This is a genomic window from Variovorax sp. PBL-H6 (assembly GCF_901827155.1).
Taxonomy (GTDB): Bacteria; Pseudomonadota; Gammaproteobacteria; order Burkholderiales; family Burkholderiaceae_C; genus Variovorax.
In genome coordinates this window covers 5,489,687-5,509,359 of sequence record NZ_LR594659.1, presented here as the reverse complement: position 1 = coordinate 5,509,359, position 19,673 = coordinate 5,489,687, and the positions used below count along the sequence as shown (strand labels likewise).

Below are 19,673 nucleotides of genomic sequence, written 5' to 3'. Positions count from 1 at the left end.
ACGATGCACATGCTGCCACGCAAACTGCTGCTCGCCGCCCTCGTCGCCGCCTTCGCGGTGCTGCCGTGGGCGAGCGGCGCCAACAGCTACTGGATCCACATCCTCAACCTGACCTGGATCGCGGCCATCGCGGCGCTGGGCCTCAACATCGCCACCGGCATGACGGGGCAGATCGTGCTGGGCCAGGCCGCGCTGATGGGCGTCGGCGCCTATGCGACAGGGCTCGGGATGGTGCGCTTCGCGTTGCCCTGGTGGCTCGCACTGCCGGGCGCCATCGTGCTGGCCGCGCTCGTGGGCGTCGCGCTGGGCCTGCTGGCGATGCGCATCAAGGGCCACTACCTCGCGATCGTCACGCTGGCCCTCAACGAGATCTTCCGCCAGGTGGTGCTCAACGAGGCCAAGGTCACGGGCGGGCCGATGGGCCTGCGCGACGTGCCGGCGCCCACGTTCTTCCCGGCGCTCGGCGCGGACACCGACCTGCAGCTCTACCTGCCGCTGCTCGGCGCGCTGGTGGCGGTCTATGCGATCGCGCTGCGTCTCTACGGCCGTCGCCTGGGCCGCCAGATGCGGGCCGTGCGCGACGACGAGCTGGCCGCCGAATCGATGGGCGTCGACTCGCGCCGCACCAAGATCCGCGCCTTCGTGCTGTGCAGCGTGTTCGGTGCGCTGGCCGGCGGGCTCTACGTGCTCGTCAACGGCTTCATCTCGCCGAACAGCTTCCTCATTGCCGAGAGCATCAGGCTGCTGCTGATGACCGTCATCGGCGGGCTCGGCTCGATCGGCGGCACGGTGCTGGGCGCCGCGGTGGTCACCATCCTGCCGGAAGCGCTGCGGGACCTGCAGCTCTACTACATGGCGGCTTTCGGCCTCGGCGTGGTGGTCGTGCTGCTGGTGGCGCCGCGCGGCCTCGGCGTGCTGGGCGACTGGCTGCTCGCACCCTGGCTGCCGCAGGCGCAGCAGGGCCGGCAAACGGGCGGTGTGCTGGCGCTGCCGCAGGAGCCGGCGGGCTCCGCGCCGGCAGAGCGCCCGGCTGCACCCGGCGCGCAGGCGCCGGTGCTGATGCGCGTGCGAGGCCTGGCCAAGCATTTCGGCGGCGTCTATGCGCTGCAGGGAGTCGATCTCGATGTGCGCCAGGGCGAGATCCTCGGCGTCATCGGTCCCAACGGCTCCGGCAAGTCGACCTTCATCAACAGCTGCGCCGGCCTGTTGCGCGCCGATGCCGGCACGGTGGAACTGGACGGCGCGGACATCACCCGGCTCGCGCCCTGGGACATCCATGCGCGCGGCGTGGCGCGGATCTTCCAGAACGTGCGGCTGTGGGAGTCGATGACGGTGCTCGAGAACGTGATGCTGGCCTGGCGCGCCGAGGCGCCGGGCGGCAGCGAAGCTGCCGCCCTCGCCGCGGCGCAGCAGGCGCTGGACGCCATGGGCATCGGCTTTCTCGCGGCGCGCCGGGCAGGCGACCTGTCCTTCGGCCAGAGCCGCCTGGTGGAGCTGGCGCGCGCCACGGTCAACCGGCCGCGCCTGCTGCTGCTGGACGAGCCCGCGGCCGGCCTGCGCGGCGGGCTGGTGATGGAGCTGGCCGGCATCCTGCAGAAGCTGCGCGCCCAGGGCACCACCGTGCTCGTGGTCGAGCACCGCATCAAGCTCGTCATGGCGATGTGCGACCGTGTCGTGGTCCTCAACCTGGGCGAGAAGATCGCCGAGGGCACGCCGGCCGAGATCCAGGCCGACCCGGCCGTCATCGAAGCCTACCTGGGCGAGCGCGCCGGCTACGACGCGGCAGCGACCTTGGGCCCCGCCGACCCGACGCCCGCCGCGCCTTCCGCCCCATCCGCAGGCGTCGCCGACGCTACGTCCGCGCCGCCCGCGGCGCGCATCGCCTGAGAACACGCATTGCAAACCCCAGCGGCCAAGCACGGCCCATTTCCCAAGAACGGAGACACCATGTCATTTCGCATTCGACGCTTCGCCCCCGCATGGACCGCGGCGCTCACCCTGGCCTGCTTCGCCGCCGGTGCGCCGGCCGCGGCCCAGGAAGCAGTGACCATCGGCGCCGCCGCCCCGCTGACCGGTCCGCGCGCCAACCTCGGGCGCTATTTCAAGCAGGGCGTGGAGCTGGCGGTGGATGAGATCAACAAGGACGGCGGCGTGCTCGGCAAGCCGCTGAAAGTGGTGTTCGAGGACGACCAGGCGGACAACCCGAACGTCGCCATCAACGCCGTCAACAAGCTGGTCAAGATGCACAAGGTGACCGCCTTCGTCGGCCCGCACTTCTCGGTCGCCCAGCTCGCCACGCAGAAGATCTACTGCGGCAACGCCGTCTCGGTGACCGGCGCCAGCGGCGTGCCGGTCACCGCCAACAACTGCAAGACGGTGCTGCGCAACCGCGCCAACGACAACCTGCAGGCCAAGGCGCTGGTCGAATACGCACGCAACAGCCTGAAGATCGACAAGCTGGGCGTGCTGTCGATCAACGACGATTTCGGCAAGGCCGGGGCCGACCGCGTGATCCAGCAGATCGAGGAGGCCGGCCTCAAGCCGGTGAGCGTGGAAACGCACAACCCCGAAGACAAGGACTTCTCGGCACAGCTGGGCCGGCTGCGCGACGCGGGCGTGGGCCTGGTGATCTTGTGGACCCACGACAACGAGGCCGCGCTGATCGTGCGCCAGGCCAAGCAGCTCGGCCTGACGATGAAGTTCGCGGGCAGCACCTCGCTGAGCCAGCCGGTGTTCGTCAAGCTCGCGGCCGAAGCGGGCGAGGGCGCCTTGAGTTCCAGCGACTTCGTGCCCGGCAACCCCGACCCGGCCGTGCAGGGGTTCGTGAAGAAATACGAGGCCCGCACCAAGACCGAGACCGAGCTCTATGCCGCCACCTACTACGACGCCACGTGGCTGCTGGCCAAGGCGATCAGGCAGGCCGGCTCCACCGACCCGATGAAGATCCGCGAGGCCTTCGGCAAGATCTCGCACAAGGGCGTGCTGGCCGATTACCGCTGCGAGGCCAACGGCGACTGCAACCACCAGATCAACATCATCGAGGTCCAGAAGGGCCAGCCGGTCGTGAAGTCCACGGTGCGCTTCTGATGGCGGTGGAGACGGTGCTCGACCGAACGCCGGGCCCGGCGCCCGCGCCCGCCGAGGCGCCGCCGCTCGTGCTGGAGATCCGCGCGGCCGATGCGTACTACGGCAAGGCGCAGGTGCTGTTCGGCGTCGGCGTGTCGGTGCGCCGTGGGCAGGTGGTGTCGCTCATCGGCGCCAATGGCGCGGGCAAGTCCACCACGCTCAACCTCGTGATGGGCCGGCTGCGCCCGGCGGCTGGTGCCGTCGAGCTCGAGGGCCGGTCGATCGCCAAGCTGTCGACCGAAGCCATCATTGCCGCCGGCGTGGCCTGCGTGCCCCAGCGGCGGCGCATCTTCTCCACCTTGACGGTGCTGGAGAACCTGGAGGTCGGCGCCTACGTGCGGCGCAAGGATGCGGCGGCGGTGGCACGCACGCTCGACGAGGTGTATGCGCTCTTCCCCGTGCTCGCGAAGAAGGCGCACATGATGGGAGGCGTGCTCTCCGGCGGCGAGCAGCAGATGCTGGCGATCGGGCGCGGCCTGATGTCCAACCCCTCGCTGCTGCTGCTGGACGAGCCCTCGATGGGCATCTCGCCCAAGCTCACGACCGAGATGTTCGCCGACATCCGCCGCATTGCGCAGACCGGGCGCACGGTGCTGATCGTGGAGCAGAACGCCTATGCCGCGCTCGGCATTTCCGATCACGGCTACGTGCTGGAGAACGGCGCGGTGGCGCTGGAAGGGCCGGCCGCCCGGTTGATGCATGACGACTACGTCCGCCAGACCTACCTCGGCGCCTGAGCCCGCCGATCCGCGCTGGGACCGCGTGGAGACGGCCCGCCGCGTGCAGGCGCTCCTGCCCGCCCTGCGGCAGCGCCTGGGCGATCGCGTCAGCACCGCGGCGCCGGTGCTCGATCACCATGCCGGCGGCGGCGAGGGCGTGCCCATCAGCAGCCGGCCGGACGCGGTGCTCTTTCCGCTCGACAACGAGGAAGTGGCCTTCGTCGCTCGCCAATGCTTCGAGGCCGGCGTCCCGATCGTGCCCTTCGGCACCGGGACCTCGCTGGAGGCGCACGTGGCGGCGGTCCACGGCGGCATCAGCCTGGACCTCTCGCGCATGGACCGCATCCTCGATGTCAGCGCCGATTCGCTGGACTGCCGGGTGCAGGCCGGCGTGACGCGGCTGCGGCTCAATGCGGCAGTGCGCGACCAGGGCCTGTTCTTCCCGATCGACCCGGGCGCCGATGCGAGCCTGGGCGGCATGGCCTCGACCCGCGCCTCGGGCACTGCCGCGGTGCGCTACGGCACCATGCGCGACGCGGTGCTGGGGCTCACGGTGGTGACGGCGGACGGCCGCATCGTTCGCACCGGGACACGCGCGCGCAAGACCGCGGCAGGCCTGGACCTGACGCGGCTCTTCGTCGGCAGCGAAGGGGTGCTCGGCATCGTCACCGAACTGCAGCTGCGGCTGTGGGGGCTGCCCGAGACGGTGCAGGCGGCCGTCTGCCAGTTCGCCGATCTGCCGGCGGCGGTGCGGTCCGTGATCACCACGCTGCAGATGGGCATACCGGTCGCGCGCATCGAGCTGCTCGACGCCGTGCAGATGGGCGCCTGCATCGCCTACTCGAAGCTCGAAGGCCTCTCGCCGCTGCCCACGCTTTTCATCGAGTTCCACGGCACGCCGGCCTCGGTGCGCGAGCAGATCGAGCTGCTGGAGCAGATCGCCGCCGACGGCGGTGGCAGCGGCTTCGCCTGGGCCGAGCGGCCCGAGGACCGCAGCCGGCTGTGGAAGGCGCGGCACGACGTGACCTACGCCAACCTGGCCCTGCGCCCGGGCTGCCGGATGATCGGCACCGATGCCTGCGTGCCGATCGCCGCGCTGGTCGAATGCATCGAGCAGACCCTCGCCGACGTGGCGGACAGCGGCCTGGTCGCGCCGCTGGTGGGCCACGTCGGCGACGGCAACTTCCACCTCGGCATTCTTTTCGATCCGAAGAGCGAGGACGAACGTGCCCGGGCGGAGGCGCTGGCCGAGCGCGTGGCGCTGCGCGCGATCGGCCTCGGCGGCACCTGCACCGGCGAGCACGGCATCGGCTTGCACCGCATGCACCAGCTGGTCGCCGAACATGGCGAAGGCGTGGCCCTGATGCGCAGCATCAAGCAGGCGCTGGACCCGAAAGGCATCATGAACCCGGGAAAGATGTTCCGGCCGGAACCACCCACACGACCAGGAGAGACAGAATGAATGAAACCGTGACCGGCTGGGGCTTCATCGGCGCCAGCACCGTTGCGCGCGAGCACATGCTGGCGGCGGTGCGCGCGCAGCCCGGCCATGCGGTGGTGGCAATCGCGAGCGGCGATGCTGCTCGCGCCCGTGCCTTTGCCGAAGAGAACGCGATTCCACGCGCCTGCGACGGCGTCCCGGCACTGCTGGCCGACCCCGCCGTGCAGGCGGTTTACATCAGCAGCACCAACGAGCAGCATCGCGACCATGCGCTGGCGGCGATTGCCGCGGGCAAGCACGTGCTGTGCGAGAAGCCGCTCGCCACGGCCGTCGAGGACGCCCGGCGCATGGTCGAGGCGGCGCGCCGCGCGGGCGTGCTCTTCGCGACCAACCACCACCTGCGCAACGCGGCCACGCACCGGAAGGTGCGCGAGCTGGTCGAGGCCGGTGCCATCGGCAGGCCCCTGTTCGCACGCATCTTCCACGCGATCTACCTGCGGCCGCAGGTGCAGGGATGGCGCATCGACAGCGCCGCGGCGGGCGGCGGCGTGATCCTCGACATCGGGGTGCATGCCGCCGACACCCTGCGCTTTGCGCTCGGTGCGGAGCCGGTCGAGGTGGTAGGCATGAGCCAGGCCGGTTTTCTTTCGAAGAACGGCGTCGAGGACGGCGTGATGGCGGTGCTGCGGATGGACAACGGCGTGCTGGCGCAGATCCATGCGGCGTACACGGTGCGGCATGCCGAAACCGGCTTCGAAGTGCACGGCGAGCAGGGCTCGATCGTCGCCCGCGACGTGATGACGGTGCGGCCCGCCGGCGAGGTGGTGCTGCGCGATGCCGAGGGGGCACGCGTGATGCCGGTCGAGCACGAAGGCTTGTACGTCACGGGCGTGCGGCGCTTTTGCGAGGCCATGGTGGGCCGTGGGCAGCCTGCCGCGAGCGGCGAGGACGGCGTGCGTTCGCTGCAGACGGCGCTGGCCATCGCGGAAGCCTGCCGGAGCGGGACCGCCGTGCGAATCGCGCCGCGCGGCTGAGCGCCGCGCCACGCCCGCGACGCGGGCGGCACCTAAGCCGGCACGCCCTCGATGTCGGGCCGGTCCCAGTGCCGGTGCCTGGCGATCGCCGCGACGAAGTCGTGCGCGATCTTCACCGCCGCCGTGTTGTCGCCAAGATTCGTGGTCGGCGTCGCGGCCACCACGACACCGGGCGGGAACGACTTGGCGTCGGAGCCGATGCCCAGTCTCGACAGCAGCTGCACGCCCTCGCCCACGGTGCAGATGGCCTTGCAGTGCTTGTAGGCTTCGAGCACGAAATGCACGGCCTCGCCGTTGCGCGCCATGGCCTCGGCACCCGGCGCGCCGGCCGGCACCAGGACCGCGTCGAACATCACCGAGGGCATGGTGAGGAAGGTGGCGTCCACCTCGAGTTGGCGCTTCGACGCGCTGGTGACCGTTCCCAGCCGCGGCCCCACCACCTTGCATTGCGCACCGGCCTGTTCGATGGCCTCGCGGATCGGCTTGAGCGAAGCCGAGTCGATGCCGTCCACCGCCAGGATCGCGACCTGGCGGGTCTTGATCGAACCGTCGCCGCTGTCCACCATGCGCAGCGCCGGCGATTCCTCGATCGGCAGCTTCATCCGGTGCTCGCGATAGCCGGCGCGGCCGGCGGCCGCCTTCGGATCGGGCACGCCGATGCCCAGCGGCTCGGCCACCCGGCGCGCCAGTTTCTCGTCGACGAGCGCAAGGTTATCGACCATGCGCTGGCGGATGATCGGCGCCGCGACCTTCGAGAGCTCGAAGCGGAAGGCCGCGATGATGTGCTCCTTCTCGGGCACGCTCTGGCTGTTGAAGAACAGCCGCGCCTGGGTGAAATGGTCGTCGAAACTGGGGCTGCGGCGGCGCACCTTCGGCGTCTCGATCTCGTCCGGGAAGGACTGGAAGCCCGCGCTGCCGCCATCGATGCGGAACTCCTTGCCGTCGTTCAGCGAGTGCGGCTCGTAGGCCACGTGCCCGCGCGGGATGGCCTGGCGGTGCATGCCGTCGCGCTGGAAGTTGTGAAAGGGGCAGACGCTCTTGTTGATCGGCAGCTCGTGGAAGTTGGGCCCGCCCAGACGCGAGAGCTGCGTGTCGGTGTACGAGAAGAGGCGGCCCTGCAGCAGCGGGTCATGGGTGAAGTCGATGCCGGGCACCACATGCCCCGGATGGAAGGCCACCTGCTCTGTCTCGGCGAAGAAGTTGTCGGGGTTGCGGTTGAGCACCAGACGGCCGATCCGCTGCACCGGCACCATCTCCTCGGGAATGAGCTTGGTCGGGTCGAGCAGATCGAAGGGCAGTGAATGTTCCTTGTTCTGCGGAATCATCTGCACGCCCAGCTCCCACTCGGGAAAGTCGCCGCGCTCGATCGCTTCCCACAGGTCACGTCGATGAAAGTCCGGGTCCTTGCCGGCGATCTTCTGGGCCTCGTCCCAGGCCAGCCCGTGGATGCCCAGCTTGGGCTTCCAGTGGAACTTGACGAAGTGGCTTTCGCCGCGCGCGTTGACCAGGCGAAAGCTGTGGACGCCGAAACCTTCCATCATGCGCAGGCTGCGCGGGATCGCGCGGTCCGACATGACCCACATCAGCATGTGAGTGGTCTCGGGCATCAGCGAGGCGAAGTCCCAGAAGGTGTCGTGCGCGCTCGCAGCCTGCGGCATCTCGTGGTGCGGCTCGGGCTTGAGCGCATGGACGAGGTCGGGGAACTTGATCGCGTCCTGGATGAAGAAGACCGGGATGTTATTGCCCACCAGGTCGTAGTTGCCCTCGCGCGTGTAGAACTTGACGGCGAAGCCGCGCACGTCGCGCACCGTGTCCGCCGAGCCGCGCGAGCCGGCAACGGTGGAGAAGCGCACGAACACCGGCGTCTTCACCGAAGGGTCCTGCAAAAAGTCGGCGGACGTGAACTGCGACATCGACTTGTAGACCTCGAAGTAGCCGTGCGCCGCCTCGCCGCGCGCATGCACCACGCGCTCGGGGATGCGCTCGTGGTCGAAGTGCGTGATCTTCTCGCGCAGGATGAAGTCTTCCAGCAGCGTGGGCCCCCGCACGCCCGCGCGCAGCGAGTTGTGGTTGTCGGGGATCTGGACGCCCTGGTTGGTCGTGATGCGCGGTGCGCTCTCGGCGATCGATTCGGCCAGCTGCTCGAGCTTGTCGTTGCTGCCGTTGGTTGGCTTGGGGCGGCGGCTGCCGGAGGGCTTCTTGGGAGGTGTCATCGGGCGTTCCTTCTGTTGTTCCGGAGCGCCGCGGCTTCAGCCGGCATCGAAGAAGACGTCCAGGGCGTTGACCACGACCGCGAGGCCGGCGATGCCCGTCACCGCCATCACTGACCAGAGGATGACATCGTCGATCCATGCCGCGTCAAGCGTGTTGAACAGCGAGGAAAGCTCCATGATTTCGCTCCGGGTCGTTGCGTGGGGATGCGGGCTGGGGGGGGGCACGGCCGACATGCGACCGCGTTCAATGGCAGCTTAGGCTGCCCGCGGCCCGGCGCCCGTAGTGGCCCTGCACCGGCGTCTGTGGGAGCGGCCAGCGGTTCGCGGTAGGACCGAACTGACGGATTCGAAGTCCGGCCTACGTGCGTTCGCGCTGCGGGCCACGCATGAATCTTGCGTCGGCGCTTAGGATCGCTTTCCTCCACCTGATCCACTCCACTTTCGCGAAGTCCACAGCCCATGCTCATCCGAATCGGCTACGACATTGAACTCGGCGTGACCGCGCCGACTGCGCTGATCTACATGCTCCAGGTGCACCCTTCGCGCGCCGGCGACATCGTCGGGGGCGAGAACACCACCATCAGCCCGCCGCTCGCGACCGACTTCTACCGTGATGGTTTCGACAACCAGTGCGCACGGGTTCGCGTGCCTGCCGGCGTGACGCGGGTGCGCCTGCGCAACGAGGCACAGGTCTTCGACACCGGATGGCCGGACCCGGTCAACCTTGGTGCGTACGAGTACATGCCTGACCAGCTGCCGGTGGAAACCCTGCGCTTCCTGCTGCCCAGCCGTTATTGCGAGGTCGACGGCGAGCTGCTGGCCTTCGCCTGGAGCACCTTCGGCCAGGTGCCCAAGGGCTGGTCCCTGGTGCAGGCGATCTGCGACTACGTGCACCAGCACCTGGTCTTCGACTACCAGAGCGCGCGCCCCACCCGGACCGCGCTGGAGGCGTGGCGCGAGCGCGTGGGCGTTTGCCGCGACTTCACCCATCTCGCGATCACGCTGTGCCGCTGCATGAACGTGCCCGCCCGCTACGTCACCGGCTATCTCGGCGACATCGGCATCCCCCCGGTGCCCTACCCCATGGACTTCAGCGCCTGGTTCGAGGTCTACCTCGGCGACCGCTGGTGGACCTTCGACGCCCGGCACAACACGCCGCGCATCGGCCGCATCAAGATCGCGCACGGCCGCGATGCCGCCGACGTGCCGATCACGATGGTGTTCGGCAACCACACGCTCGAGCGCTTCGAGGTGGTGACCGAGGAGGTGGTCGGCTGACGTTCAGGGTGCGTCGGGGGGCGCATAGCCCACGCGCTTCATGGCCACCGCCAGCCCCTTGCGGCTTTTCTCCATCGCCGCCCAGGGCTTGTTGCCGACGGACAGGCGCTCGCCGATGGTGCGCACGGTCCAGTGCGCGGCGCTCTGCAGCATCGGCAGCTCGTCCCATTCGACCGGCACCGAAACGCCCAGGCCCGGCCGCGAGCGTGCCGACCAGGCGCTCACCGTGGTCGCGCCGAAGCCGTTGCGAAGGTAGTCGACGAAGATCCTCCCGACCCGGTTGCGCGGGCCGCTCTTGGCGACGAAGCGCTCGGGAATGGTGTCGGCCAGGTGAATGACAAGTGCCTGCGAGAAGCCCTTGATCGCGTCCCAACCGTAGTGCCGCCGAATCGGCACCACCACGTGCATGCCCTTGCCGCCGCTGGTCTTCAGGAAGGCCGGCAGCGCGAGCTCGTCGAGCAGGGTGCGCACCAGCAGGGTCGCCTCCTGCATCGTGGCCCAATCGACGCCTTCGCCGGGGTCGAGGTCCAGCGTGATGCGATCAGGCCGGTCGATCGCGTTGGAGGTCGCGTTCCAGGTGTGCAGCTCCAGCACGTTCATCTGCGCGGCGGAGAGCAGGCCTTGCACGCTGTCGATCTGCAGCAGCGGGTCGTGGTCGGGGTCGAGCGCGGGGTCCAGCAGCTTCACGCCGGGCATCTCGTTCCGGTTCGCATGCTTCTGGAAGAAAAGCTCGCCGCCGACCCCTTCCGGGGCGCGCACCAGCGCCACGGGGCGGCCCTTCAGGTGCGGGACCATCAGCGGCCCCACCTGGTCGTAGAAGGCGACCAGCTCGCCCTTGGTGACGCCGCTGGTCTTGTCGATCACGCGCTCTGCATGGGTGATGTTCAATGCCTTCATCGATGGGCTCGCTTCGTGGTCGGAAGAAGGTTTGTCGGCCGGGGCCTGCGCCAGCTCGTGCCGTATCTGCGATGCGGGCTTGTCGCTGCGAAGGCCCTGGAACACGGCCTGTCGCACGCGGCCATCGCGGGTCCATTCGCCGAAGGAGACCTCGGCCACCAGCTCGGGCCTGACCCATTGCGCCTTCACACCCGAGGGCCGCTTCTCGAAGGGACACGCGTCGCTCGCCAATGGGTCGAGCCTGGCCTTGACGTCCGCCAGGCGACCCGCATCGAAGCCCGTGCCCACGTTGCCGCAGTATTGCAGCTGGCCCTGTTCGTCATACACGCCCAGCAGCAGCGAGCCGAAGCCCGTTCGCGAGCCCTGGGGCGCCGTGTAGCCGCCGATCACGAATTCCTGGCGCCGATGGTTCTTGAGCTTGATCCAGTCCGGCGAGCGCCGCGACACATAGGCCGAGCCCTTGCGCTTGGCGATGATCCCCTCGAAGCCCAGCTCCGCGGAGGACGCGAGCAACTCGCGCGGCGAAGCCTCGAAAGCCTCGGACAGCCGCAGGCCGGCTGGCGGCTTCGTGCCCAGCAGCTGCGCGAGCCGGGCCCGGCGCTCTTCAACGGGCCGCGCGCGCAGGTCCTCGCCGTCCAGGAAGGGCGCATCGAAGAGCCAGTACACGATATCGGCGGTCGCGCGCCGATCGAAGGCGTTCTGCAATGCCTGGAAGTCCGGTGCGCCGTTCTTTCCGGCGACCACGATCTCGCCGTCGAGCCAGGCCGATCGGGTGGGCAGCTTCGCCAAGGCCTTGGCCAGGGTCGGAAGCTTCGACGTCCAGTCGTTGCCGTTGCGGGTGATGCACCGGACCTCGTCGCCCTCGATGCGGGCCAAAAGGCGGTAGCCATCGAACTTCAGCTCGTAGAGCCAATCATCGGGCACCGCCGGCGGCGCGGACGCGAGGGTGGCGAGCTCCGGCTCGAGGCGCTCGGGCAGCGCGGCCTTGCGGCGCTTCGGCGCGCTCTTGCGCGGTGCCCGGGCAGGCGCGGGCTCGGGCTCGGGCTCGGGATCTGGGACCGGCGATTGGGCGGGCGCGGCTTGCCGGCCGTAGGTCACCGCCGGCGGATGATCGACATCGCGACCGCTCAGCACGCTGTCGGGTTCGGCCTCGACGATGTCGTAGTCCGCCAGGGGGCGCGCTTCGCCGTCCTGTTCCTTGATCAGTAGCCAGGGCTCCTGCTTCTCGCCCTTGCCGCGCATGCGCACCAGCGTCCAGCGGCCGCGCAGCTTGTCGCCGCGCAGCTCGAACTTGAGCTTGCCCTCGGCCAGGCCGCGCGCCGCATCGCCTTCGGGCTCCCACTCGCCGCGGTCCCAGACGATCACCGTGCCCGCGCCGTACTGGCGTGGCGGGATGGTGCCTTCGAAGTCGGCATAGGACACCGGGTGGTCTTCGACATGCACCGCCATGCGCTTGACGGACGGATCGAGGCATGGGCCCTTGGGCACGGCCCAGCTCTTGAGCGTGCCGTCGAGCTCGAGCCGGAAGTCGTAGTGAAGCTGCCGGGCGTGGTGCTTCTGCACCACGAAGGCATGGCGGCCTTGGCTTGCGCGGCCGACCTGGTGAGGCTCCGGGGTGTTCTTGAAATCGCGCTTGCGACGGTAGGGCGCCAGCGCCTCGCTTGCACGGGGGCTTCTTGCCACGGCGGCGCCTCAGCCGGCCTTGCGGCGCATGGCGCCATCGCAGGCTTGGGATGGCGGCGCGGGAGCCTTGGTCTTGATCTTGGCTGTGGGCATGGCGATTCTCCGGAGGTGACCTTAGGGCGGCCATGCCGGCCCGGATGTAGGAACGCTGCGAGGCCCTGCGTCAGGGCCGGGCGTCTGCGCTGCGCGTCAGGCGGCGGGCCGGCGCAGGTCGCGCTCGCTCTCGACCGCGAAGTAGAACCACTCGGTGCCCGGCAGCGCCGCCGAATTCGGGAACACGATGAAGCCGTCGCGTTCGGCCGCGAGCACGCTGCCATCGGCGCGCACGCCCATGGCCTCGCCTTTCGCCACCCTGTCGAAAGTGGCCCATTCGCGCACGAACTGGTCGTCCTCGCTGACGCGGTCGGTCACGCTGATCAAGCGCAGCAGCGCAGGCGCGGCCGGCGGCTCGGCGCGCGGATCGGCCGAGATCATGCCCAGCAGGCGCAGTGCCGCATGGATGGCGCGGTGCGCAACCTCGGGCGCGGCCGGGTCCTGGTGCTGACCGCATTCGAGCGTGACGCCATAGCCGCCTCGGCTGCGCATGTATTCGTTGGTGCCCCAGCCGAAGGCCAGTGCGGTCTCGTCGGGCGCCTTGCCGCCGGCGCGCTGCGCCAGGCCGGCCGCATAGATGTCGAGCCAGCCCTCGACCACGCGCGAGGTACCCATGTGGAGCGCGAGCTGCCCTTCCTCGAAGGCGCGGGCGAAGGGCTCCAGCGTGCCCGCGTTGTCGCGCGGTCCGATCATCGCGAAGGCCTCGCCCTCGCTCTGGAAGGAATGCAGGTCCAGCAGCACGTCGCTCTGCTCGAGCAGCGGGCACAGCCGGTCGGTGATGCGGGTCTCGTAGTCGGCCGGGGTTTGACCGGCCGGCGTGGGCCTGAACAGGCGGTTGAGGTTGCGCTCGCCCTCGCGCCGCATCCGGCGGCGCGCCAGCGGATTGGCCACGGGCACCAGCGTGAGCTGGCCGCGCAGGAGTTGCAGGGCGCCGCTGTCGAGCTCGGCGACGGTGCGCTCGATGCCCACGGTGCCGCAGGTTTCGTCGCCATGTACGCCGCCCAGGACGATCAGCCTCGGCCCGGGCTCGAGGGAAGTGAAGCCGTGGATGCGGAGGTGGTCGGGTGCGGGGGGCTGCTGCTCGCTCATCTCGCCGCTGATCCTACAGGGCAGCGCATGGCGGTCCTACCGGGCTTTCCGCCATGGCATGCCAGAAGGGTGGAATGACGAAGGAACAAGCCATGGACAGCAAGAAGACCCCTGCGAAGACCGATCCCGTGAAGGACGCGGGCGAGGGCAAGACCCAGGTAGAGCAGGGCGGCGAATCGGCGCCGCGCCTGCCCCACGAGCGCGACCAGTCCTCGGACAGCCAGCAGAACCAGGGCAACTCGGCCGGCCTGGGCCGCAAGGGCATGGAGGACGTGGAGCGTGGGGTGGTGGACACCGACCGCGGCCCGGTGCTCGACCGCGTCTACAACGACAAGGTCAAGCGCAAGGCTTGATCAGGCTTGATCAGCTTGACTCGGGCCTGGCGCGGCCTCGAGTCGCGCGCGCATCTCGGCGATCACGCCTGCATAGCTTTTCGAATTGAAGATCGCGCTGCCGGCAACAAAGGTGTCCGCGCCGGCGCTGGCCACGCGTGCGATGTTGTCGGTCTTGATGCCGCCATCGACCTCCAGGCGGATGTCGCGCCCGCTGGCCTCGATGCGCTTGCGCGCGAGTTCGATCTTGCGCAACGCCGAATCGATGAAGCTCTGGCCGCCGAAACCCGGGTTCACGCTCATGATCAGGACCAGGTCGATGTCATCGATGGCCCAGTCCAGCGGCTCCAGCCCCGCGCCCGGGTTGAACACCAGCCCGGCCTTGCAGCCGGCCGCCTTGATGGCCTGGATGCTGCGGTGCGTGTGCGGCGAAGCATCGGGATGGAAGCTGATGTAGTCGGCCCCGGCCTGGGCGAAGGCGGCGGCCAGCGCATCCACCGGCTCGATCATCAGGTGAACGTCGATCGGCACCGGCGTGCCGCTCGCGGTCTTCGCGTGGGGCTTGAGCGCCTGGCAGACCATCGGGCCGAAGGTGAGGTTCGGCACGTAGTGGTTGTCCATGACGTCGAAGTGGATCCAGTCGGCCCCGGCGGCGATCACATCGCTCACTTCGGCGCCGAGGCGCGCGAAATCGGCTGAAAGGATGGAGGGGGCGATGCGAAAGGTGCGGCTGCTGCTCATGGAGATGGATTGTCGCAGGCCATCTTTCGGCCAATTGTTAACATCGCTCCGATGTCCAGCCAACCGATCAACGTCCAGGTCGACCCCCGTTACCTGCCGGACCAGTCTTCGCCCGAAGACCGGGTCTACACCTTCGCCTACACGATCACCGTGACCAACACGGGCCGCGTGGCGGCGCAGTTGATCTCCCGGCACTGGCTCATCAACGATGCGGCCGGAAAGACGCAGGAGGTCAAGGGCCTCGGCGTGATCGGGCAGCAGCCGCTGCTGGCGCCCGGGCAGTCCTTCCGCTATACCAGCGGATGCCGGCTGCAGGGGCCCAGCGGTACCATGCATGGGAGCTATTTCTTCGTGACCGAGCACGGCGAGCGCTTCGACGTCGCGATTCCCATGTTCGTGCTGGAAGCCGACACGGGCGGCCCGCCCGTCTCGCGCGTGCTGCACTGAACGCAACCGTCTTCCTCGAGCCATGAACGCCCCGTGCGCTCTGCTCGATGCGCGGCGCCTGACCGGCGCGCGCCCTTTGTTGAACAGATTGGCCCGATGAGTTCTTTCATTCCCAACGACCTGCTGGGTTTCTGGTCCGACTGGGTGCGACCCTCGGCCGGCCTGCCCACCGTCTTGTGGTCGCTTCTGCTGGCCGCCGCCGCCGCGGCCGGCCACCTGGTGCAGCGCTACACGGGCATGCCCAAGGTGATCGGCTACTCGGTGGTCGGCACGATGGTCGGCCTAGCCGGGTTCGAGGGCGCGATGTGGCCGCTGCAGGGCATCAGCCTGTTCCTGCTCGAGCTCGGCGTCGCGATCGTGCTGTTCGAGGCAGGCGGCCGGCTGCCGCTGCGCTGGTTCCGCCACAACCCGATGGTGCTGGTGCAGAGCCTTCTCGAAGCCACGTTGACCTACCTCGCCGTGTTCTGGGTGCTGCACTGGATGGACGTGCCCGACCCCGTGGCCAATCCGATCGCGCTGATGGCGATCGTGGCCTCGCCGGCCGTGCTCAGCCGCGTGGTGATGGACACCCGCGGCTCCGGCCCGGTGACCGAGCGCGCGCTGACGCTGGCCACGCTCAACACCTTCTATGCGCTGGCGCTGGGCTATGCGCAAGCCGGGCTGATCGAGCACGCGCCGCTGGGCCTGTTCCAGAAGCTCTACCCGGTTGCGGTGGTGCTGGGCCTGTCCTTCGTGGTCGGCGCGCTGATGGCGTTGTCGCTGCGCTCGGCCTTGCGCGTGATGAGCCCGACCAGCGAGAACACCTCCATCCTGCTGCTGGCGATCATCGCGGCCGGCGCCGCGCTGGCTGCGCACTTCGGCGGCTCGGCCCCGCTGGCGGCGCTCATCGGCGGCGTGCTGCTCAAGGCCCTGCACCCCAAGCCCTGGGTCTGGCCGAGGCAACTGGGCACCGCGGCCTCGCTGCTCACCATGCTGATGTTCGTGCTGGTGTCCATCGTGGCCGCGCAGGCCGACTGGAGCCTCCCGGTCGCCAGCGTGGTGCTGGCGGTGATCGGCGTGCGCACGGTTGCCAAGATCGCGGGCGTGGCCATCGCCAACCCGGGCAGCGGCGCGAGCTGGCGCCAGGCGCTGTGGGTGGGCTGCGCCATGTCGCCGCTGTCGTCGATCGCGCTGCTGATCACCTCGGCCTTTGTCACGGCCTCGCCGCTGCTGGGCGCGATGATCACGCAGATCGCGCTGCCCGCCATCCTGCTGATGGAGGTGCTCGGTGCGGTGCTCGCCACCGTCGCCATCCACGGCGCCGGCGAAAGCTCCAGGCCCTGGCTGCCCGAAGCCTTCAGCGTCACGGAGGACACGCAGCGATGAGCCCAGCGAAGTGCAGAGCGTGGAGGTCCCCATGAGCGTCTTCGAAACCGGTCGGCCGCCCGAGGGAACACCGCCGATCCCCGGCTCCCCCGAGAGCCGCGTGGTGCCGTTGGAGCCCTTCAACAAGTCGGTCGCGCTGTCGCTGGGCGTCGAGCTGGAACTGCAGCTGGTCAACACCCACGACTACGACCTCGCACCCTATGCCGAGGACATGCTGCGCCTGATGGCACAGACCCCGCTGCCTGGCAGCGTGGTGCCCGAGATGACCTCGAGCATGATCGAGATATCCACCGACATCTGCCACTCGGCCAAGGACGTCGTTGCGCAGCTCACGCCCATTCGCGACGCGCTGGTGCGCAACGCCGACAAGCTCAACATCGCGGTGGTGGGCGGTGGCACGCACGCCTTCCAGCAGTGGCACGAGCGGCGCATCTACGACAAGCCGCGTTTTCGCGAGCTGTCGGAGCTCTACGGCTACCTCTCCAAGCAGTTCACCATCTTCGGGCAGCACGTGCACATCGGCTGCCCCGATGCCGACGGCGCACTGCTGATGCTGCACCGCATGTCGCGCTACATCCCGCACTTCATCGCCTTGTCGGCATCGTCGCCCTTCGTGCAGGGGCAGGACACCCAGTTCGATTCGGCACGGCTCAACTCGGTCTTCGCCTTTCCCCTCTCGGGCCGCGCGCCGTTTACGCTCAGCTGGCGCGAATTCGGCAACTACTTCGAACGCATGACCCGCACCGGCGTCGTGCGCAGCATGAAGGACTTCTACTGGGACATCCGGCCCAAGCCTGAGTTCGGCACCATCGAGATCCGCGTCTTCGACACGCCGCTCACGGTCGAGCGCGCCGCGGCGCTGGCCGGCTACGTGCAGTCGCTGGCCGCCTGGTTCCTGCAGGAGCAGCCCTTCACGCCGACGGAGGACGACTACCTGGTCTACACCTACAACCGCTTCCAGGCCTGCCGCTTCGGGCTGGACGCCGTCTATGTCGACCCCGCCACCGGCAGCCACATGCCGCTGCGCGACCACATCCTCATGACCATGACCCAGCTCGAATGGCACAGCGAGGCGCTGGACGCCACCGAGGCCCTGGGCCAGCTGCGCACCAGCGTGGAGGCCAACCGCAACGACGCGCGCTGGCTGCGCGAGCGCCAGGCCAAGGAGCGGCTGCTGGCGGAGGTCGTGCGGCAGGCGGCGAAACGCTTCCGGCACGGTTGAGGGCGACCACGATGGGCGAGTTCGACCTCATCGACCGGTACTTCAAGCGCCCCGCGGCGCGTTCTCCACTCGGCGTCGGCGACGACTGTGCGCTGCTCGCGCCGGGGCCCGGCATGCAGCTCGCGGTGTCCAGCGACATGCTGGTCGAGGGGCGCCATTTTCTTTCCACCGTCGACCCCGCACGCCTGGGCCACAAGGCGCTTGCGGTCAACCTGAGCGACCTCGCGGCCTGCGGCGCGAAGCCACTGGCCTTCACCCTTGCTTTGGCGCTGCCCGGGGTCGACGAAGCCTGGCTCGCGGCCTTCTCGCGCGGGCTGTTCTCACTGGCGGATGCGCACGGCTGCGAGCTGGTGGGCGGCGACACCACGCGCGGACCGCTCAATATCTGCATCACCGTCTTCGGCGAGGTGCCGGCGGGGGCGGCGCTGCTGCGCTCCGGCGCGAAGCCCGGCGACGAGCTCTGGGTCAGCGGCACTCTGGGCGACGCACGCCTGGCGCTGGAAGTCTTTCGCGGCACGCTGGCGCTGCCGGCCGAGGCCTTCGAACAGGCGCGCCGGCGCATGGAGCAGCCCGAGCCGCGCGTCGCCCTCGGCCAGGCGCTGCGCGGCGCCGCGAGTGCCGCCGTCGACGTGAGCGATGGGCTGGTCGGCGACCTCGGCCATATCCTTGCCGCCAGCGGCGTGGGCGCGACGGTGGACGCCGATGCCGCGTGCGGTCTCATCGGCATTCCGGCCGCGGCCGCGCCGGACCTCGCGCTGCGCCGCAGCTGCGCGCTCGCGGGCGGCGACGACTACGAGCTGCTCTTCACGGCGCAAGCTTCTGCCGCGAAAGCCGTGATCGAGGCCGGACGGCGCAGCGGCACGCCGGTCACACGCATCGGCCGCATCGAAGCCGCGCCCGGCTTGCGCATCGTTGACGCCCAGGGCGCGCCGCTGGTACAGCAATTCGCGGCTTTCGATCATTTCCAGGCCGCGGCCTGAGCGGTGAATCTATGCGGGCGCTCGGTGGGCGATTCGGCGAGAATTCTCGACTTCCCATCTCGACGACGACTGCACGTCGCGCCCATCGATGCCCAGCTTCCTGTCGTACAAGCTCCTGATTCCGCTGGTCTTCCTGGCCTCCGCCCTCTACGTGCATTTTCGCGGCCACGTGCGGCATCGGCTCGGGCGGCAGCTGAGCGACCACTCGACCTTCCTGGCGCCGCTCAACGTGCTGATGTACTGGTTCTCGTCGGTGCCGTCCAAGCCCTACCTCGACCTGAAGCAGTTCCCCGAACTCGACGTGCTCAAGCAAAACTGGCAGACCATCCGCGACGAAGGCCTGGCGCTGTTCGACGAGGGGCACATCAAGGCGGCGGCGGGTTACACCGACATTGGCTTCAACTCCTTCTTCCGCACCGGCTGGAAGCGCTTCTATCTCAACTGGTACGGCGACTTCCTGCCCTCGGCCAAGGGCCTGTGTCCGAAGACGACCGAGCTGCTGGCGGGCATTCCATCGGTGCGCGCCGCAATGTTCGCGATCCTGCCGCCGGGCGGCAACCTGGTGCGGCACCGCGACCCGTTCGCGGGCTCGCTGCGCTACCACCTGGGCCTCAAGGTGCCGCAGGATGCGCCGAACTGCAGGATCTTCGTCGACGGCCAGTCCTACTACTGGAAGGACGGCGAGGCCGTGATGTTCGACGAGACCTACATCCACCACGCCGAGAACCTCACGAACGAGACCCGGCTGATCCTGTTCTGCGACGTCGAGCGGCCGCTGAACAATCCGGTGGCGCGCTGGATCAACCGCGAGATCGGCTGGCGCATGATCAAGGCCGCTGCCACGCAGAACGTGGAAGGCGAGCCGATCGGCGGCCTGAACAAGGCCTTCGCGCAGGTCTACAAGATCCGCGTGCTGGGCAAGCGGCTGAAGGCCTGGAACAAGCCGAGCTACTACCTCGTGAAGTGGGCGATCTTCGGCGGGCTGTTCTACTGGCTATTCTTCTGAGCGTCCT

17 protein-coding genes are annotated in these 19,673 nt (G+C 69.1%); 12 read left to right on the top strand and 5 right to left on the bottom strand.

Translation table 11 applies throughout. The features are described 5' to 3' along the window. Positions 1-9: 9 nt before the first annotated feature. Genes G3W89_RS25980 through G3W89_RS25960 form a run of 5 tightly spaced genes read left to right on the top strand, consistent with a single transcriptional unit; the run spans position 10 to position 6,320 of the window. Positions 10-1,887, top strand: a complete 1,878-nt coding sequence (locus tag G3W89_RS25980) for a branched-chain amino acid ABC transporter ATP-binding protein/permease (RefSeq protein ID WP_162576849.1) — start codon at positions 10-12, stop codon at positions 1,885-1,887. Between the two features lie 60 nt (positions 1,888-1,947). Next, positions 1,948-3,087 carry an ABC transporter substrate-binding protein gene (locus G3W89_RS25975; protein WP_162576848.1) on the top strand — a complete coding sequence of 380 codons (1,140 nt, stop codon included), beginning with the start codon at positions 1,948-1,950 and terminating at the stop codon, positions 3,085-3,087. Further along, positions 3,087-3,863: an ABC transporter ATP-binding protein gene (locus G3W89_RS25970; RefSeq protein WP_162576847.1), complete on the top strand. Its 777-nt coding sequence runs from the start codon at positions 3,087-3,089 to the stop codon at positions 3,861-3,863. The genes G3W89_RS25975 and G3W89_RS25970 overlap by 1 nt, the downstream gene beginning before the upstream one ends. After that, on the top strand, positions 3,826-5,307 hold the full coding sequence (locus G3W89_RS25965) for an FAD-binding oxidoreductase (RefSeq protein WP_162576846.1): 1,482 nt from the start codon (positions 3,826-3,828) through the stop codon (positions 5,305-5,307). Before G3W89_RS25970 ends, G3W89_RS25965 begins: the two co-directional genes overlap by 38 nt. After that, complete coding sequence (locus G3W89_RS25960) at positions 5,304-6,320, top strand: Gfo/Idh/MocA family protein (protein ID WP_162576845.1); 1,017 nt, start codon at positions 5,304-5,306, stop codon at positions 6,318-6,320. The genes G3W89_RS25965 and G3W89_RS25960 overlap by 4 nt, the downstream gene beginning before the upstream one ends. A gap of 32 nt (positions 6,321-6,352) precedes the next feature. Here the strand turns inward: G3W89_RS25960 and G3W89_RS25955 are convergent, their stop codons facing one another. Together G3W89_RS25955 and G3W89_RS33025 are read right to left on the bottom strand one after the other, a co-directional pair. After that, complete coding sequence (locus G3W89_RS25955; protein ID WP_162576844.1) at positions 6,353-8,533, bottom strand: catalase; 2,181 nt, start codon at positions 8,531-8,533, stop codon at positions 6,353-6,355. Positions 8,534-8,569: 36 nt separating this feature from the next. Next, positions 8,570-8,710, bottom strand: a complete 141-nt coding sequence (locus tag G3W89_RS33025) for a hypothetical protein (protein ID WP_174258290.1) — start codon at positions 8,708-8,710, stop codon at positions 8,570-8,572. A gap of 282 nt (positions 8,711-8,992) precedes the next feature. On the opposite strand from G3W89_RS33025, the gene G3W89_RS25950 reads away from it, so the two are divergent. Then, the gene (locus G3W89_RS25950; protein ID WP_162576843.1) at positions 8,993-9,811 is read left to right on the top strand and encodes a transglutaminase-like domain-containing protein; all 819 of its coding nucleotides are present in this window, start codon (positions 8,993-8,995) and stop codon (positions 9,809-9,811) included. A gap of 3 nt (positions 9,812-9,814) precedes the next feature. Here the strand turns inward: G3W89_RS25950 and ligD are convergent, their stop codons facing one another. Together ligD and G3W89_RS25940 are read right to left on the bottom strand one after the other, a co-directional pair. Beyond that, positions 9,815-12,391 (bottom strand): DNA ligase D, encoded by a 2,577-nt coding sequence (gene ligD / locus G3W89_RS25945; protein WP_162576842.1) that lies wholly within the window; start codon positions 12,389-12,391, stop codon positions 9,815-9,817. Positions 12,392-12,580: 189 nt separating this feature from the next. Beyond that, positions 12,581-13,573 (bottom strand): succinylglutamate desuccinylase/aspartoacylase domain-containing protein, encoded by a 993-nt coding sequence (locus G3W89_RS25940; protein ID WP_162576841.1) that lies wholly within the window; start codon positions 13,571-13,573, stop codon positions 12,581-12,583. Positions 13,574-13,647: 74 nt separating this feature from the next. Between G3W89_RS25940 and G3W89_RS25935 the strand changes: the two genes are divergently transcribed. Next, a complete protein-coding gene (locus G3W89_RS25935) occupies positions 13,648-13,926 on the top strand; it encodes a hypothetical protein (RefSeq protein ID WP_232076758.1) in 279 nt (92 codons plus the stop codon). Here G3W89_RS25935 and rpe read toward each other — a convergent pair whose 3' ends face one another. Then, complete coding sequence (gene rpe / locus G3W89_RS25930) at positions 13,927-14,646, bottom strand: ribulose-phosphate 3-epimerase (RefSeq protein WP_162576840.1); 720 nt, start codon at positions 14,644-14,646, stop codon at positions 13,927-13,929. 51 nt (positions 14,647-14,697) lie between these two features. On the opposite strand from rpe, the gene apaG reads away from it, so the two are divergent. The 5 genes from apaG (at position 14,698) to G3W89_RS25905 (ending at position 19,666) form a co-directional block, all read left to right on the top strand. Next, entirely contained in the window at positions 14,698-15,093 is a 396-nt protein-coding gene (gene apaG, locus G3W89_RS25925; protein WP_162576839.1) for a Co2+/Mg2+ efflux protein ApaG, read from the top strand. A gap of 96 nt (positions 15,094-15,189) precedes the next feature. After that, complete coding sequence (locus G3W89_RS25920; protein WP_162576838.1) at positions 15,190-16,458, top strand: cation:proton antiporter; 1,269 nt, start codon at positions 15,190-15,192, stop codon at positions 16,456-16,458. Between the two features lie 103 nt (positions 16,459-16,561). Next, complete coding sequence (locus G3W89_RS25915; RefSeq protein WP_162577654.1) at positions 16,562-17,680, top strand: YbdK family carboxylate-amine ligase; 1,119 nt, start codon at positions 16,562-16,564, stop codon at positions 17,678-17,680. An 11-nt stretch (positions 17,681-17,691) separates the two neighbouring features. Next, the gene (thiL, locus tag G3W89_RS25910) at positions 17,692-18,660 is read left to right on the top strand and encodes a thiamine-phosphate kinase (RefSeq protein WP_162576837.1); all 969 of its coding nucleotides are present in this window, start codon (positions 17,692-17,694) and stop codon (positions 18,658-18,660) included. Between the two features lie 88 nt (positions 18,661-18,748). Further along, the gene (locus G3W89_RS25905) at positions 18,749-19,666 is read left to right on the top strand and encodes an aspartyl/asparaginyl beta-hydroxylase domain-containing protein (RefSeq protein ID WP_162576836.1); all 918 of its coding nucleotides are present in this window, start codon (positions 18,749-18,751) and stop codon (positions 19,664-19,666) included. The last annotated feature ends 7 nt before the right edge of the window (positions 19,667-19,673 follow it).

What these genes read in the sequence shown, in the direction of transcription:
- G3W89_RS33025 (WP_174258290.1), bottom strand. Translation starts at nt 8,710, where the DNA reads ATGGAGCTTTCCTCGCTGTTCAACACGCTTGACGCGGCATGGATCGAC.
- G3W89_RS25965 (WP_162576846.1), top strand. Translation starts at nt 3,826, where the DNA reads ATGACGACTACGTCCGCCAGACCTACCTCGGCGCCTGAGCCCGCCGAT.
- rpe (WP_162576840.1), bottom strand. Translation starts at nt 14,646, where the DNA reads ATGAGCAGCAGCCGCACCTTTCGCATCGCCCCCTCCATCCTTTCAGCC.
- thiL (WP_162576837.1), top strand. Translation starts at nt 17,692, where the DNA reads ATGGGCGAGTTCGACCTCATCGACCGGTACTTCAAGCGCCCCGCGGCG.
- G3W89_RS25905 (WP_162576836.1), top strand. Translation starts at nt 18,749, where the DNA reads ATGCCCAGCTTCCTGTCGTACAAGCTCCTGATTCCGCTGGTCTTCCTG.
- G3W89_RS25980 (WP_162576849.1), top strand. Translation starts at nt 10, where the DNA reads ATGCTGCCACGCAAACTGCTGCTCGCCGCCCTCGTCGCCGCCTTCGCG.
- apaG (WP_162576839.1), top strand. Translation starts at nt 14,698, where the DNA reads ATGTCCAGCCAACCGATCAACGTCCAGGTCGACCCCCGTTACCTGCCG.
- G3W89_RS25935 (WP_232076758.1), top strand. Translation starts at nt 13,648, where the DNA reads ATGACGAAGGAACAAGCCATGGACAGCAAGAAGACCCCTGCGAAGACC.
- G3W89_RS25955 (WP_162576844.1), bottom strand. Translation starts at nt 8,533, where the DNA reads ATGACACCTCCCAAGAAGCCCTCCGGCAGCCGCCGCCCCAAGCCAACC.
- G3W89_RS25970 (WP_162576847.1), top strand. Translation starts at nt 3,087, where the DNA reads ATGGCGGTGGAGACGGTGCTCGACCGAACGCCGGGCCCGGCGCCCGCG.
- G3W89_RS25940 (WP_162576841.1), bottom strand. Translation starts at nt 13,573, where the DNA reads ATGAGCGAGCAGCAGCCCCCCGCACCCGACCACCTCCGCATCCACGGC.
- G3W89_RS25975 (WP_162576848.1), top strand. Translation starts at nt 1,948, where the DNA reads ATGTCATTTCGCATTCGACGCTTCGCCCCCGCATGGACCGCGGCGCTC.
- G3W89_RS25920 (WP_162576838.1), top strand. Translation starts at nt 15,190, where the DNA reads ATGAGTTCTTTCATTCCCAACGACCTGCTGGGTTTCTGGTCCGACTGG.
- G3W89_RS25950 (WP_162576843.1), top strand. Translation starts at nt 8,993, where the DNA reads ATGCTCATCCGAATCGGCTACGACATTGAACTCGGCGTGACCGCGCCG.
- G3W89_RS25960 (WP_162576845.1), top strand. Translation starts at nt 5,304, where the DNA reads ATGAATGAAACCGTGACCGGCTGGGGCTTCATCGGCGCCAGCACCGTT.